This window comes from Paenibacillus sp. FSL R7-0297, from assembly GCF_038009025.1.
Classification (GTDB): Bacteria; Bacillota; Bacilli; order Paenibacillales; family Paenibacillaceae; genus Paenibacillus_AQ.
The window spans coordinates 3,096,219-3,110,703 of sequence record NZ_JBBPAQ010000001.1; the positions used below are offsets into that span (position 1 = coordinate 3,096,219).

A 14,485-nucleotide genomic window follows, 5' to 3' on the forward strand; every position below is an offset into this window, starting at 1 on the left:
TCCTCTCCGCTGTTTAAGCGGGGTACGAATACACCAACTTCAACAAAAATACAAAAAAAGGAATCGCCTTTTTAATAAAATGGAAGTACCACCAACCATCCCAAAAGGAGCGATTTCCTTGTACATTCAATAGTCCATGGACCCACTTTGCTTGCCAATGGACTTGGAAGAAGACGTTCCAGAAAACCACCTCGATCGCGCTCGTTAACGCAGCCGTTAATTGGCTTGACGATACCATCTTTGACGCTGCCTACCCCGGCGGTGGCCGTGACAGCTACCACCCTAAAATGCTCACCAAGTTATCATTTATGCCTACACTCAGCGTATCTATTCCTCCGAGCGGATGAAAGATGTTCTCGAAACCGTATTCACTGCGGTTATTCAGTTCCTGGCCGATGAAAAGTACATCTCTCTTGAGCATTTTTTTGTGAACGGTACCAAGATAGAGGCCAACGCGAATCGTTATACCTTCGTGTGCGGCAAAGCGGTTAGTAAGCATAAGGCCAAATTCCAAGAAAAGGTACATGCTTTGTTTGAGGGCATTGAGGCCGCAGAGAAACAAGAAGAACATGAACACCGTGGCCAGGATCTGAGTGAACTTGGCGAGTCCACCGAGATGAGCAGCGAGAAACTCCATATTGTTAGAGTATTTGCTGAATAGTATGGATAAGTTATCTTAATGCAATCTTAATGCAATGGGTGAAGTCATAACACGATCATGATATGGCCCATGATATACTTCAAATAAATCTCGAAAAAATGAAAGTGGAAAGCGGGATTACAATGGCGGTCATGGGAAAATTGAAAATTTTTATTGGCTACGCTCCCGGCGTCGGCAAGACATATACTATGCTGAGTGCGGCTCATGAAGATCAAAAAGAGGGGATGGATGTTATTGTTGGATATATTGATTACCATGCCCGTAAGGATACCCTGAATCTATTGAAGGGATTGGAAGTTTTGCCTTCCATGGATAGTACAAGCAATAATTCAACCATCACAGAATTTGATTTGGATCGTGCCCTTCAGAGAAACCCTGAACTTGTTTTATTGGACAATCTGGCACATGTAAATGAGGCGGGAGGCCGTCACAAAAAAAGGTATCAGGATGTGGAGGAGCTTCTTCGCGCTGGAATCCATGTATATACCACCATTAACGTCCAGCAGATTGAAAGCCTGGCAGACATTGTGTACTCCATTACAGGTATTCCGGTTGAGGAGCGAATACCGGATAGTGTGTTTGACAGTGCAGATCAGGTGGAACTGGTTGATATAGAACCTGATGATTTAATTGAGCGCTTGAATAAGGCAAGCATGTATCGTCAGGACGATCCTAGGATTGCCGGCTTATTTACCAAAGAGAAGCTCACCGCCCTGCGTGAAATAGCTTTGCGTAATACAGCAAGCCAGTTAACCCGAATCGCGATGCAGATCAGTGAGCAGACGAAAACAAGCGAGCTTGATATTAAAGATCATATTTTGGTCTGCTTGTCTTCTGCTGCTTCGAATAAAAAAGTGATCCGGGCAGCAGCAAGAATGGCTGAGGCGTTTCACGGTCATTTTACAGCGCTGTTTGTTGAAACACCGGAAACCCAAAAATTGACTCAAAAGAATAAAACAGAACTGAGAGAAAACATTAGACTTGCCGAACAAATGGGGGCACACATCGCCACTGTATACGGTGAGGATATTCCAGGGCAAATTGCGGAGTATGCCAAAACAAGTTATGTGTCAAAAATTGTCTTAGGTCGTTCTCCGAATAAAAAGAGGGGATTTGCAAAATCCAATGTTGTGGATAAATTAACCGCCTTCCTCCCCAATATTGAGATTTTTATTATTCCGTATACCGATTCCACTTTTTATAAAAAACGTCCTTTATACAACCAATATCCGAAGCTCTCCTTGGTCGACACCGCCAAAGTTCTTACCATACTGACTGTCTGTACGATCATTGGTATCTGGTTCAAAAATTTGGGGTTTCGGGAAGCGAATATTATTACGGTGTACATTCTTGGTGTTTTATTAAGCGCTTTAGTCACTAAGGACAGAGTATACAGTGTTATTTCCTCTGTCATGAGTGTTCTTGTATTTAATTACTTTTTTACAGAGCCCTATTACTCTCTGCTTGCGTATGATTCCGGATACCCTATTACATTTCTAGTCATGCTGTCCGCCTCCTTAATCATGAGTACTTTGACCATGCGTGTTAGAGAACAGGCACGCCAATCCGCGCAAAAAGCCTATCGTACTGAGGTGCTTTTGGAAACAAGCCGGAAATTGCAGCAGACGAAGGATTCACAGGAGATTATTGATGCTATGGCGCAACAGATGGTGAAGCTCCTGGACAGAACGATTATCTTCTATCCGGTTCAGCGGGAGGGGCTGTCCGCACCTCAGGTATTTCCAAAGAGAGGAGCTGCATTCGATTCGGCGGCTTATACAGGAAGCAATGAACGTGCAGTTGCAGAATGGGTATTTAAGAACAACAAACGTGCCGGAGCTACCACGGATACTTTTTTTGGTGCGAGTTGTCTATACCATGCCGTGCGTGGAGGAGATACTGTTTTTGCAGTAGCGGCCATCGTCATGGAAGAGGAGGAGCCACTGGAGGTCTTTGAAAAAAGCCTGATGATTGCCATGCTTGGAGAGTGCGCGTTCGCGCTGGAGAAAGAAAGACTGAATGAGATACAAAAAGAGATCTCGCTGCAAATCCAGCAGGAGCATCTCCGGGCCAATCTGCTTCGTTCAATCTCCCATGATCTCCGCACTCCACTTACCAGCATCTCGGGCAATGCAGGAATTCTTGTTGCAAACGCAGGGGTGCTGGACGAAGAACAGAAAAAAGGGTTGTACTCCGATATTTATGACGATTCCATTTGGTTGATCAATCTGGTGGAAAACTTGCTGTCCATTAGCCGGATGGAGAATGATAAGCTGAACATGAATTTCCAGGCGGAATTAATGGAAGAGGTCATTTCGGAGGCTCTGCTTCATGTGAACCGGAACAGTGAGAAGCATATCATTCGAACCCTATTGGATGATGAACTGATGATGGCCCGGATGGACTCCCGGCTTATTGTCCAGGTGCTGATTAATCTTGTGGATAACGCAATCAAGTACACCCAGGAGGGATCCCAGATCTCTATACATGTAAGGAGGAGCCAGCTGTGGGTTGTGGTGGAGGTTTCTGACGATGGTCCCGGTATTTCAGATGAAGATAAATCAAGGTTATTTGAGATGTTCTACACGGCAAATAATATACGCGGAGATGGCCGCCGCGGACTCGGTCTGGGTCTTTCCCTGTGCAAATCGATTGTAAATGCCCATGGGGGTAATATTAGTGTCAAGGATAATGTTCCGAATGGTACAGTTTTTTCCTTCACCCTGAAAGCTGAGGAGGTAGATGTTCATGAATAAGCCTTTTATTGAGAAGGTGGATATCATAAAAAAAGCTATGCTCTTTTTGGGAGCATAGCTTTTTTTATTCAACGTGAAATATCCTTCTTAAGGTGATCTTAATACATTCATTTAAACCCTAATCCTAAACTAATGCTGGAAATGTTACGCTGAAACAGGAATGAAAACGAAGCATTTTGCGAATAAACAGTCGCTGAAAGAGAGGAAAGAAGGTATGGGGGATGGACTGTGGTGAAACTCGTGAAAAAAATGATTGACTATGCGGATATGCTATCAGTGCAGTGCTGCTAATCTCAGAAAGAAGGGAATGGTATGGGTCGCAGTGATGCCATGATGTTAGTGTACTCTCCTAATGTGGCAGAGAATCAATTTATACAGGCGCTAGGAACAAGTGAATGCTTTGCTGCGGTGTCCTGTAGCCCTGTACAAAAACAACATCTGCTTGAATTGGGAGTAAAAAATGTTGTTGAAGTGGATATTAAAGAAAAGTGCTTGATCAGCATTCCGGAGAATGAGTTCAGCAAGGTATATATTTTTGAAGAAGATCTGGGTCAATGCTGCGGGCTTATTGAAACTCTCCGGAAATGGACGTTAGGTACGATTTTCGTCATTACCAAGAACCGGTACCCGCAAATGATCTATAAGGCACTGGGTGCGAATTACGTTATACGAACGACCAGCGATAATCTTTCTTTTCTGCTGGATAAGTGAAAATGAATTAAAGGGGGCCATTCACATGCTGGATATATATATGATTGCTGCTCTAGTAATCCTTACCCTACTGATGATAGGGCTGGGCCAATGGGCGTCTGGAACTGTTGACAAAGGAAGTGACCAAGGATGATGTGGGTACTTGCAATCCTTATAGCCGCTCTTTTTGTGTACCTGACCTACGCGCTTCTTAATCCGGAACAATTCTAGACGATTTCAGGAGGGATTCAAGTGACAACGATGTCTTTTATCGCTATTGCAATAACCTTATTACTCTCTCTGCTGCTTGCGCGTCCTGCGGGGCTGTATATCGCGCAAGCCTTCAATTATGAGAAAACAGGGCTTGACCGCTGGTTCGGCTGGATCGAAAAACCTATCTATGCTATCGGGGGAATACGTAAGGAGAATTATAGCTGGAAGCAATACGCTTTGGCTGTGGTGCTCAGCAACTCAGTGATGATTCTACTGGTATATCTGATTTTCAGATTTCAGGGAGCCCTGCCGTTAAATCCAAGCGGAGTGGCTTCGATGGAGCCGACACTTGCCTTTAATACAGCTATCAGCTTCATGACGAACACCAATCTTCAGCATTACAGCGGCGAAAGCGGACTTTCATATTTGTCGCAAATGCTAGGAATTCTGTTTATGATGTTTGCCGCTCCGGCTTCAGCGCTTGCGGTAGCGATTGCCTTTATCCGCGGTTTAGCCGGGAAACCACTCGGGAATTTCTTCGTGGATATGATTCGAGGAATTACACGCATTCTGCTGCCGGTATCCTTTGTCCTGGCCTTTGTTTTTGTAGCTCTCGGTGTACCGCAAACTCTGGAGCCCACAGCTGTGGCCAATACGCTTGAAGGTGTCAAACAAGAGATTGCACGCGGGCCGGTTGCCTCGTTCCTATCTATCAAGGAACTGGGCAACAACGGGGGCGGATTCTTCGGTGTCAACTCTGCCCATCCTTTCGAGAATCCGGGTGCAATCAGCAATCTGCTGCAAATTTTACTTATGATGCTGCTGGGTACGGCACTGCCGTTCACTTATGGGAAAATGGTCGGCAATAAAAAACAGGGCCGGGTACTATTCGTATCCATGGCAATGATGTTCATTGTCTTCCTGGGAATTTCGCTAGCCAGTGAAAATGCCGGAAACCCGGTAATGAATGCTCTGGGCATTCAGCATCAGCAGGGCTCCATGGAAGGCAAGGAAATGCGGTTCGGTGTGGCGCAGTCTGCCCTTTACTCTGTGGTCACGACGGCAACGGAGACCGGAGCAGTCAACACGATGCATGATACGTTAACGCCTATAGGTGGTCTAATAACGATTGGGAATATGATGCTGAATACCGTCTTTGGCGGTGTCGGAGCAGGTTTTGTCAATGTGCTCATGTATGCGATGATTGCTGTATTTCTATCCGGGCTAATGGTAGGGCGAACACCGGAGTTTCTCGGCAAAAAAATTGAAGGTAAAGAAATGAAGTTGATTGCGATTACCTTGATAATCAATCCTCTGCTTATTCTATTGCCTACGGCCCTGGCTCTTATGACTCAGTCGGATACCCTCTCAAATCCCGGATTTCACGGACTGACACAGGCGCTGTATGAATTCACTTCATCTGCCGCCAACAATGGCTCTGGCTTTGAGGGACTTGGAGATGCAACGCCGTTCTGGAATATATCCACTGGGATTGTAATGTTTATAGGCCGGTATTTCTCAATCATTACAATGCTTGCCGTAGCCGGTTCGCTGGCCGTCAAGAAATCTGTACCGGAGACCTCTGGGACATTCCGTACAGACAATGCATTGTTCGGCACTGTTTTTCTTGGTGCAGTGCTAATTGTCGGAGCCTTAACATTCTTTCCGGCGCTTGCCCTGGGACCTATTGCTGAATTCTTGACGCTGAAACCTTAAGAGGCTATGGATGGAGGAATATGAAATGAGTACAAAAAAAAGTGCATTAACTAGAGATATCGTCATGCAGGCTACCAAACAGTCCTTTATCAAGCTGGACCCGCGCATTATGATGCGTAATCCAATCATGTTTGTGGTGGAAATGGGGTTTATCATTACCTTACTTCTTGTTTTTGTACCTGGGGCATTTGGCGGAGATGTATCCTCTGGATTTAATCTGGCTGTTGCGTTCATACTGCTGTTCACCGTGCTTTTTGCCAACTTTGCAGAAGCACTGGCAGAAGGCCGTGGTAAAGCGCAGGCAGATTCGCTCAAGAAATCCAAAAAAGAGATCACGGCAAACAAGGTCAGTGGAAACTCGGTCAAGCAAGTGCCATCCACAGAATTGCGTAAAGGTGATGTTGTAATTGTAGCCCAGGGTGAAATGATCCCCGGGGATGGGGAAGTGATTGAAGGCTTGGCCTCGGTCGATGAATCGGCCATTACGGGTGAATCTGCTCCGGTCATTAAAGAAGCCGGCGGAGACTTCAGTTCAGTAACCGGAGGAACCAAGGTAGTCAGCGACCGGATTAAGGTCCGCATTACCAGTGATCCCGGCGAGTCATTTTTGGATCGGATGATTTCATTGGTAGAAGGGGCCAAACGTCAAAAAACGCCAAACGAGATTGCTTTAAATACGGTACTGGTCAGTTTGACGATTATTTTCCTGATTGTAGTGATTACCCTTCCTTTCTTTGCGGATTATTTGGATATCCGTCTGGAGGTTCCAGTACTGATTGCACTGCTGGTCTGTCTGATTCCAACCACTATTGGTGGATTGCTGTCAGCGATCGGTATTGCGGGAATGGACCGGGTCACTCAATTCAATGTATTGGCTATGTCCGGTAAGGCGGTAGAAGCCTCCGGGGACATCAACACGATTATTCTGGATAAGACAGGAACGATCACGTACGGTAACCGTATGGCCAGCGAATTTATTCCGGTCGGTAAGCATTCTATTCAAGATGTGGCCGCCTGGGCAGCCTTAAGTTCGGTCCGGGATGAGACGCCAGAGGGGCGGTCTGTGCTGGAGTTGATTAAGAATCAGAATCTCTCTTTTGAGGAGTCCATAGCTGAAGGTGCGGAGTTCGTTGAATTCAAGGCAGAGACCCGTATGAGTGGTATTGACCTCCCGGATGGACGCCATATCCGCAAAGGAGCGGTAGACGCAGTAAGACAATGGGTTACCGGTCAGGGAGGGATGATCCCGGATGATTTGCTGGCAAACAGCAATGCTATTGCATCGGCGGGGGGGACACCGCTTGCTGTAGCTGTCGATCAGACGATGTACGGCCTCATTTACTTGAAGGATACGGTAAAACCAGGGATGAAGGAACGTTTTGAGCAGATGCGGAGAATGGGAATCAAAACGATTATGTGTACGGGTGACAATCCGCTGACTGCCGCGACTATAGCGGCTGAGGCCGGGGTCGATGATTTCATCGCTGAGAGTAAACCGGAGGACAAAATTGCCGTGATCCGTCGTGAACAAGCGGAAGGCAAACTGGTAGCCATGACCGGTGATGGCACCAATGATGCTCCAGCATTGGCTCAGGCAGATGTAGGGATTGCCATGAACAGCGGAACAGTTGCTGCCAAAGAGGCCGCCAACATGGTGGACCTTGATTCCGATCCATCCAAAATCATTGAAGTGGTCTCGATCGGCAAGCAGTTGTTGATGACCCGCGGAGCCTTAACCACATTCAGTATTGCAAATGATATCGCCAAATATTTTGCGATTATCCCGGCAATGTTCATGGTGGCCATTCCTGAAATGGAAGTATTAAATGTGATGAGACTGCATTCCCCTCTCTCTGCTATCCTCTCGGCCTTGATTTTCAACGCAGTCATTATCCCGCTGCTGATTCCTCTGGCTATGAAGGGGGTTGCTTACAAGCCGATGAGCTCATCGCAGCTCCTGAGCCGCAACCTGATTGTATATGGCTTGGGCGGCGTAGTTGTTCCATTCCTTGGAATCAAACTGATTGACTTGATTGTCCAATTTTGGGTATAGAAGGGTGAATGAGAAATGAAGAGCATAGCTGTTACAATAAGAACAAGTATCATACTCATGGTCATCGTTCTGGCCTATCAGCTGGTTGTGACCGGGATCGCCCAGGCAGTGATGCCGAAGAAAGCGGATGGCAGCTTAATCTATAATGATAACCATGAAATCATCGGCTCTAAGCTGATCGGACAGAATTTCACTTCTCCCGGTTACTTTCATGGCCGGGTATCCAGTATTGAATACAATGCCGCATCTTCCGGTACACCAAACTATGCGCCTTCCAATCCCGACATGCTGGACCGTACGAAGGCAGCCGTAGACGCCTGGAAGATGGAGAACCCTAGTGTGCCTGTATCCAAGCTGCCGGTTGACCTGATCACCAATTCAGCATCCGGATTAGATCCGGATATCAGTGTGGAGGCTGCTCAGGTTCAAATCCCGCGTATCAGTAAAAGTACGGGTATACCGGAAGCTGAGTTGAATGCGCTGGTCGCACAACATACCAAAGAAAGAGAGCTTGGAATCTTTGGTGAACTGACCGTCAATGTTCTTATGCTCAATATCGATGTGCAGAAGACGGTTAGTGGAAAATGAAATTAATAAGGGATTAATCAAGTTATACACGAAGACGCCGGCAAGTATTTCTTGCCGGATCTTTGCGTATATTGTGGGGGGAAAGGCCAAGTGGAGAACTTCAAACGGAAAAGTCCAGAGGAAATATTGTTGTCCATCTCCAAGCTGCATCGTGGACGGCTCAAAATATTCATTGGTGCTGTAAGCGGATCGGGTAAAACGTATCATATGCTGCGGGAAGGTACGACGCTTCAACAGCAGGGAATAGACGTGGTAATCTGTGCGGTCTCTACCCTGCAGCGCCCGGAAACTATTGAACAGGTGGGTGAACTGGAACGGATCCCAAGTATTCATTGGACGAAAGCAGGCATGGAAAAAAAGGATTTGAATATAGAGGCTATCCTTAGCAGGAATCCTGAGGTCGTGCTGGTAGATGGTCTGGCTCACCGGAACCGGCAAGGTGCAGAGCGGCCGACAAGATTAGAGGATATCCATTTCTTGCTGAGTCATGGAATCAGCGTCATGACGACTGTCAATGTGTATGAGCTGGAAGACGTCAGGGAGCTTGTTCAGAAATTCATGGACATTCGGGTAGAAGAAACCGTGTCTGCGCACACGCTGGAGATTGCAGATGAGATCAGACTGATCGATGTTACCCCGGAAACGCTGCTTCAGCGTGTATCGGAAGGACATGTGCGAAACAGCAAGGCCTCTCCCCTGTTTCAGCGGGGAACGCTGGGCGTGCTGCGGGAGCTTGCCCTCCGGCTGGTAGCCGAAGGGGTGAATGACTCCCTGGAGAAGCACCGGGAGCAGATGGGTATGCTTGGACCTTCAGGAGCGGCGGAGCGCATCCTGGTATCTACCCAATATCACTGGAATGGCTCCATTTATGTGCGGCGGGGTCAGCAGGTCGCCAAGCGGCTGAACGGAGAGCTGATTGTGGTTACCTTTGTGAGCAGGAAGCATCCGCTGACGAAGGAACAGGCTGCCTTTAAGGATTCGCTCGTTAAGCTTGCTAAGAAGGTTGGGGCAGACTTCGAGGAGCTATCCTTCCATTCAAGGAGACGATTGCCGGACCGTCTGATCCGCTACGCTCTTGAGCACAATGTGACCCGGATTGTATTGGGACATTCCCGTCAATCCAGGTGGCAGGAGTTCTGGCAGGGCTCAGTCGTCAATGATATCCTCCGCAAGTCCACAAATATGGATATCTTTATGGTTGCCGACCGGGCAGAACATCAGGGGGAGAGGATCATGCCGGCCAAGCTGGCAGCTCCGGTGGATAATTCGAGGTATCACCGGCTCAGCTCGCGGGAAGTAGATGAGAAGATTGGGCGAATCAAGCGGGGGCGGTTCAAGGTTTTGATTGGCGCAGCTCCTGGTGTCGGCAAGACGTATACCATGCTGCGGGAAGGCAATCACCTGCTGAAGAAGGGCGTAGATGTGGTAATCGGACTTCTGGAAACCCATGGCCGGTTGGAGACTGGACAGCAAGTAGCCGGACTGCCTTTCATTGAGAGAGCCCAAATTAAATACTCAGATACGGTGCTGGAGGAAATGGATACAGAGGCCATTATCCGGCGAAACCCAGAACTGGTTCTCGTGGATGAGCTGGCCCACAACAATGTCCCAGGGAGCGCCAACAGAAAGCGTTATGAAGATGTCATTAAAATTCTAGATGCCGGGATCTCTGTGATTTCCACCGTCAATGTTCAGCATCTGGAGAGCCTCAATGATGCTGTAGCACAAATTACAGGAGTTCGGGTAAGAGAGACGGTGCCGGATTCCATTCTGCGTCTGGCGGATGAGGTCGAGCTCATCGATGTGGCGCCTCAGGCGCTGCAAGCCCGAATGAAGGAGGGAAAGATCTATGCCCGGGAAAAAATAGATCAGGCGTTGGGCAACTTTTTCAAAATCGGAAATTTAATTGCCTTAAGGGAACTTGCACTTCGGGAGATCGCAGATGATGTAGATGAGCGTCTGGAATCATGGGAGCGTAAAAATTCATTGCGTGGACCATGGAATAAGCAGGAGGTGATCTTTGTCTGTGTCAAGCTGAGTCCGAATGCAGAAAAACTTATCCGCCGGGGGTTCAGATCCGCCTTTCGCATGAAAGCTGAATGGATCGTGTTGTACGTACATGCAGGCAAAGAGATGACAGAAGAGGAACGAAAGAAAAAGGATTCGATTGAGAACCTGACACTACGGCTGGGAGGAAACTTCGAAATGATCCTCTCGGCTCCTTCCGCCAAGCTGGCTGAAGTGATTCAGGAGAAAGCTGATAAGCACCGGGCCACCCAACTAATTATTGGTCAATGTGACCGCCCAGTGTGGAGAAGAATATGGGAAGGAACGGTTATTCAAAAACTGCTCCGTACGGCAAGACATATGGATATTCTGATCGTGGCTAACTACGATCCTTATATCAAGCGTGAAGATCTGTCTGCTCATGATTTATAACAAGCAGGGTGCTTATCACTCCATGAATACAAGAATGATCAATGTGACAAATATGTCATGCTGAATGGAAGAATGTAAGGTCAATCGATTTGGAAATAATGATGTCCCCCGTATACTGGTAAATTAAACATCATTCATATGATATTAGCCGTGTTGCCTGCATTAATCCTGTATCTCCTCTTCAAGGACACGATAAAAAGCCGTTTATTCAGCCCTACTCCTGTCGTGATCGGTTATGATGGATGGGATTAGCTATAAACAAGCCTTCGGAATCGGACTGTTCCAATGCCTGATTTGTTGAGTTCTGACGATTTACTTCTAATGTTAATTGGCTTCGCGGCATCCTTCATAGTAGCAATGATTGCAGTAGTGAATTTTATCAAACTGATTAAACGTCTTCGCTTGGAATGGTTCGCTCTCTATCGGTTTGTTTTAGCATCTAATGTGAGTTTCTGGAGAAGGTTCAAATTTTCACAATATATTTTTGTTTCAAAATGCGATACACTGGAATTACATAAGATTGTGATTGCTAACTGATGGAATTTTACAGCAGCGGAAAATCACATCTTCTTATCTATTTGGGAGGTGTCTTTTTGGAAGACGTAATTGATTTTGTCCAAACTTTCAAAGGTTTAGAGGCGCGGATTAATGAATTCATTAACGAGGATTCGTCTCTGGAATATGTGGAGGGATCTGAAGAAGTAGTGGCTGGAGGAGCTTAAGCCTGGTCTAAATTAAAACCCGCTGAAATAAATAAGCAAGATCACATTGACTCTGATTATATAGAATTAGCAGATAAGATCAGAAAAGTTTTGAAAAATGAGCACAGCCCCCATATTGAAAAATTTGAACGGAGTTGCGCCTTAGTTTTAAACTATATTCGGCAAGATACATTGCTCTGGGTTCCTGGTTTGAAAAATGTGATTGAAAATATAAAATCCGAATTGGATTTACAGCAGTTTTTCATGGAAGTGACACGCTAGTCTATTATATTGTGGCCCGTCAACCGTAATCCGTTGGCGGGCGTTTTTCATTACCAGACATAAACACCATTTACATCGAGAAACTCACCGTTATGCCGTTTACCATCCGTTGCGTAGCCGACAATAATAGCTGCACCGTCAGCTTTGGATTTGCCGCCTTCGGCATTGCCGTTCAAATCCGTCTTGGTGAAACCAGGTGTGACGGCGAATACTTGAGTATTGCTGTCCTTGCATTCAATCGCCATGGCCACGGTCATTGCATGGTTGGAGGTTTTGGAGGCGTTATAGTCAAAAGCATTAAGATTTATAGTCATGGGCCCCGCCTATCATTATATGGTAGTATTTAGTAAATGGAGGGGCTTAAATGAAATTAATTAAGAGATTGGGTTTGTGGTTGCCGGTCCTGTCTGTAGCGGTAAGTATGATTAATCTGTCAGGACAAGATGATAAAAACCTGCTGCTTTTTTTGACAAGTCCTTTGCTGTTATGGCTTAATCCTCAGCTGACAGATCTGCATTACAACATGGATAATGAACTTCTGTTCCAGTGTATACTATACGGCATTCACTTCTTCTTCTGGTTAGGGTTTGGTTTATTGTTCGATTGGCTATTAGCGCGCAGAAGAGCAAAATAGAGTTTCGGTTGTCATTTATGGAACGAAGATCTTTGATGTGCTGTTTCCGTGGAGGTAGCCCATTGCTTGCCGTCCGGTGAAGTCCAAAGGGCATGGCCAATACGGATTTCCCAAGAATAATGCTCCTTATCCTGAATTTCAGCAGCGTCCCAGGACAAACTGTTCCATGTACCCGCGGTAGGGTCAGTTATAGCATTCCAGTGCTGCCCGTAATCTTGGGTTACGAAAAAAAGGAAAAACGAAGTGTTTCCGCCCTGTGCATTCTGTATCTCCGGGTGATCCGGAATCATGATTCCATAGGATGTTGAGCTGAAGAAAACAGGCGGTGCAGGATCAAACATGGAAGAGGCGTACTGATCAGGCACTTCAAGCTTCTCTTGGGTCCAGTGCGCTCCGCTATCTCCGGTTGTGTACAGCCGCTGCGTCCCTGGCTGCGGAGTGTTGATGGTTAGCCAGCCGTTATCCGCACTACTGAATGTAAATGCTCCAACCGGTCCGGACGGTAAGGTTCCGTTCTCCGAATCACTGAGCTTATCCCAGGTCTTGCCGCTATCGGCCGTCTGGTAGATCGCATTATCAGCTCTGAACATCCCGGAACCGGCAGAAGTGACCTTCCAACCGTGCATCTCATCCAAATTATATTGATAAGTCTGAATGTTCTCTGTAGACACAGAAGCACCTGTATCAGCGGCTGGTGCGGGCATAGAATTAAATGTGACCCCCCAAAGACCAGCTACAAGTTGCAGCATTAACCAAACACTTCTTAGAATTTCCACTACAAACACCTCCCTTGTCCATAGTAAGGGAAGGCAACTGGATATAAGTTACAGAATCATGATGAAACAATTAAAAATATATAACCAAAGGAAAGGAGGAGAGAGTGGCAATGAGCGAAGCAGAGGATAACAAAACTGAACTGGAGAAGCGGGTTGCTGCGCTGGAGAAACGGATTGCTGTGATGGAGAACTATAACCCGCCCCCGCAGTCCACCAAAAAGGTAGTCTGGATCATGCTTGCGGTAATACTCGGAATCTTCCTGGCAATGGCGGGTATCGGGATTATCCAGTTTGTCAGCAGCGGCTAGTCGTTATTCTTGTCATTAATCAGCAGAGAAGTGCAGACCAGCGCTACAATAAGCATGATGCCCATTGCGATCATTTGAAAGATATTATTATAGGGATCTGAGAACGTTATGTATTCGAATACGACCTTGGATAGTAAATAGTAAAGAATACGCAATAGGCTTAGAAAGACTAGAGCGGCTACGATCCATTTCTTGATTGTGCTGATAGTGATAGAATCACTCCGTCCGCGGGGATAATAAATTGCAGTTACTCCCATTATTGTACAATATGGTAGCACAAGAGAAAACTGAAAATTGCAGTCCCCTGACCCTTTGCCCATAATCAGAACCTGCTCAGCCTAATTTAAGTTTGGTTTAAGCAACGGTGAGTATATTGTATACATACCCCTGATAGAAACCTCAGACCCTGCCGGACGTTGGCGGGGTCACTTTTTATAGGGTGAAAGGTTACAGACTGAGCGGTGCTGGCTATATGCTGATTATTCTGCTTAGAGGATTAATCGTACTCCTTGGGTTCCTGCAGTAAGATGGAGAAGGTCTGCGTTTCGTGGTCCACTTCAATGGTCTCGATGCCGACAAAATCCGGAATTTCGGGATGTACTGCATCTACGCTGTATTCCGGATGGGTCAGCAATAATTGAATGACTTTTATGGCTTCCATGTCGCTC

Annotated in this window: 14 protein-coding genes and 1 pseudogene; 12 read left to right on the forward strand and 3 right to left on the reverse strand. The window is 46.5% G+C overall.

What is annotated here, in order from left to right; all coding sequences use genetic code 11:
* Positions 1-136 precede the first annotated feature (136 nt).
* The 10 genes and pseudogenes from MKZ24_RS33090 to MKZ24_RS13580 all read left to right on the forward strand — a co-directional run.
* Positions 137-634, forward strand: a pseudogene (locus tag MKZ24_RS33090) (transposase); the annotation flags it as partial.
* A gap of 149 nt (positions 635-783) precedes the next feature.
* On the forward strand, positions 784-3,417 hold the full coding sequence (locus MKZ24_RS13545) for a sensor histidine kinase KdpD (RefSeq protein ID WP_340783729.1): 2,634 nt from the start codon (positions 784-786) through the stop codon (positions 3,415-3,417).
* A gap of 312 nt (positions 3,418-3,729) precedes the next feature.
* Positions 3,730-4,128, forward strand: coding sequence for a hypothetical protein (locus tag MKZ24_RS13550; protein ID WP_042238468.1), 399 nt, complete (start codon positions 3,730-3,732; stop codon positions 4,126-4,128).
* Positions 4,129-4,260: 132 nt separating this feature from the next.
* Complete coding sequence (gene kdpF, locus MKZ24_RS33095) at positions 4,261-4,338, forward strand: K(+)-transporting ATPase subunit F (RefSeq protein WP_445253833.1); 78 nt, start codon at positions 4,261-4,263, stop codon at positions 4,336-4,338.
* 30 nt (positions 4,339-4,368) lie between these two features.
* Positions 4,369-6,036 (forward strand): potassium-transporting ATPase subunit KdpA, encoded by a 1,668-nt coding sequence (kdpA, locus tag MKZ24_RS13555; RefSeq protein ID WP_340790162.1) that lies wholly within the window; start codon positions 4,369-4,371, stop codon positions 6,034-6,036.
* Between the two features lie 25 nt (positions 6,037-6,061).
* Positions 6,062-8,089 (forward strand): potassium-transporting ATPase subunit KdpB, encoded by a 2,028-nt coding sequence (gene kdpB / locus MKZ24_RS13560; protein WP_042243157.1) that lies wholly within the window; start codon positions 6,062-6,064, stop codon positions 8,087-8,089.
* A 15-nt stretch (positions 8,090-8,104) separates the two neighbouring features.
* Complete coding sequence (gene kdpC / locus MKZ24_RS13565) at positions 8,105-8,677, forward strand: potassium-transporting ATPase subunit KdpC (RefSeq protein ID WP_042238467.1); 573 nt, start codon at positions 8,105-8,107, stop codon at positions 8,675-8,677.
* Positions 8,678-8,767: 90 nt separating this feature from the next.
* Positions 8,768-11,116, forward strand: a complete 2,349-nt coding sequence (locus MKZ24_RS13570; RefSeq protein ID WP_340783732.1) for a histidine kinase — start codon at positions 8,768-8,770, stop codon at positions 11,114-11,116.
* A gap of 285 nt (positions 11,117-11,401) precedes the next feature.
* Positions 11,402-11,653 (forward strand): undecaprenyl-diphosphate phosphatase, encoded by a 252-nt coding sequence (locus MKZ24_RS13575; protein WP_269322074.1) that lies wholly within the window; start codon positions 11,402-11,404, stop codon positions 11,651-11,653.
* 56 nt (positions 11,654-11,709) lie between these two features.
* Entirely contained in the window at positions 11,710-11,838 is a 129-nt protein-coding gene (locus MKZ24_RS13580; protein ID WP_269322073.1) for a hypothetical protein, read from the forward strand.
* 311 nt (positions 11,839-12,149) lie between these two features.
* Here MKZ24_RS13580 and MKZ24_RS13585 read toward each other — a convergent pair whose 3' ends face one another.
* Positions 12,150-12,413, reverse strand: a complete 264-nt coding sequence (locus tag MKZ24_RS13585) for a hypothetical protein (RefSeq protein ID WP_231637706.1) — start codon at positions 12,411-12,413, stop codon at positions 12,150-12,152.
* Positions 12,414-12,463: 50 nt separating this feature from the next.
* Between MKZ24_RS13585 and MKZ24_RS13590 the strand changes: the two genes are divergently transcribed.
* A complete protein-coding gene (locus MKZ24_RS13590; protein ID WP_042238465.1) occupies positions 12,464-12,733 on the forward strand; it encodes a hypothetical protein in 270 nt (89 codons plus the stop codon).
* Between the two features lie 11 nt (positions 12,734-12,744).
* On the opposite strand, the gene MKZ24_RS13595 is transcribed toward MKZ24_RS13590, so the two are convergent.
* The gene (locus MKZ24_RS13595) at positions 12,745-13,404 is read right to left on the reverse strand and encodes a WD40/YVTN/BNR-like repeat-containing protein (protein ID WP_197072973.1); all 660 of its coding nucleotides are present in this window, start codon (positions 13,402-13,404) and stop codon (positions 12,745-12,747) included.
* Positions 13,405-13,619: 215 nt separating this feature from the next.
* Here MKZ24_RS13595 and MKZ24_RS13600 point away from each other — a divergent pair, with 215 nt between their 5' ends.
* On the forward strand, positions 13,620-13,817 hold the full coding sequence (locus MKZ24_RS13600; protein WP_042238463.1) for a hypothetical protein: 198 nt from the start codon (positions 13,620-13,622) through the stop codon (positions 13,815-13,817).
* Positions 13,818-14,313: 496 nt separating this feature from the next.
* Here MKZ24_RS13600 and MKZ24_RS13605 read toward each other — a convergent pair whose 3' ends face one another.
* Positions 14,314-14,478, reverse strand: a complete 165-nt coding sequence (locus tag MKZ24_RS13605; RefSeq protein WP_156123296.1) for a hypothetical protein — start codon at positions 14,476-14,478, stop codon at positions 14,314-14,316.
* Between the last annotated feature and the right edge of the window lie 7 nt (positions 14,479-14,485).

What these genes read in the sequence shown, in the direction of transcription:
- MKZ24_RS13545 (WP_340783729.1), top strand. Translation starts at nt 784, where the DNA reads ATGGCGGTCATGGGAAAATTGAAAATTTTTATTGGCTACGCTCCCGGC.
- MKZ24_RS13575 (WP_269322074.1), top strand. Translation starts at nt 11,402, where the DNA reads ATGCCTGATTTGTTGAGTTCTGACGATTTACTTCTAATGTTAATTGGC.
- MKZ24_RS13590 (WP_042238465.1), top strand. Translation starts at nt 12,464, where the DNA reads ATGAAATTAATTAAGAGATTGGGTTTGTGGTTGCCGGTCCTGTCTGTA.
- MKZ24_RS13585 (WP_231637706.1), bottom strand. Translation starts at nt 12,413, where the DNA reads ATGACTATAAATCTTAATGCTTTTGACTATAACGCCTCCAAAACCTCC.
- kdpA (WP_340790162.1), top strand. Translation starts at nt 4,369, where the DNA reads ATGTCTTTTATCGCTATTGCAATAACCTTATTACTCTCTCTGCTGCTT.
- kdpC (WP_042238467.1), top strand. Translation starts at nt 8,105, where the DNA reads ATGAAGAGCATAGCTGTTACAATAAGAACAAGTATCATACTCATGGTC.
- kdpF (WP_445253833.1), top strand. Translation starts at nt 4,261, where the DNA reads ATGTGGGTACTTGCAATCCTTATAGCCGCTCTTTTTGTGTACCTGACC.
- MKZ24_RS13550 (WP_042238468.1), top strand. Translation starts at nt 3,730, where the DNA reads ATGGGTCGCAGTGATGCCATGATGTTAGTGTACTCTCCTAATGTGGCA.
- kdpB (WP_042243157.1), top strand. Translation starts at nt 6,062, where the DNA reads ATGAGTACAAAAAAAAGTGCATTAACTAGAGATATCGTCATGCAGGCT.
- MKZ24_RS13605 (WP_156123296.1), bottom strand. Translation starts at nt 14,478, where the DNA reads ATGGAAGCCATAAAAGTCATTCAATTATTGCTGACCCATCCGGAATAC.
- MKZ24_RS13600 (WP_042238463.1), top strand. Translation starts at nt 13,620, where the DNA reads ATGAGCGAAGCAGAGGATAACAAAACTGAACTGGAGAAGCGGGTTGCT.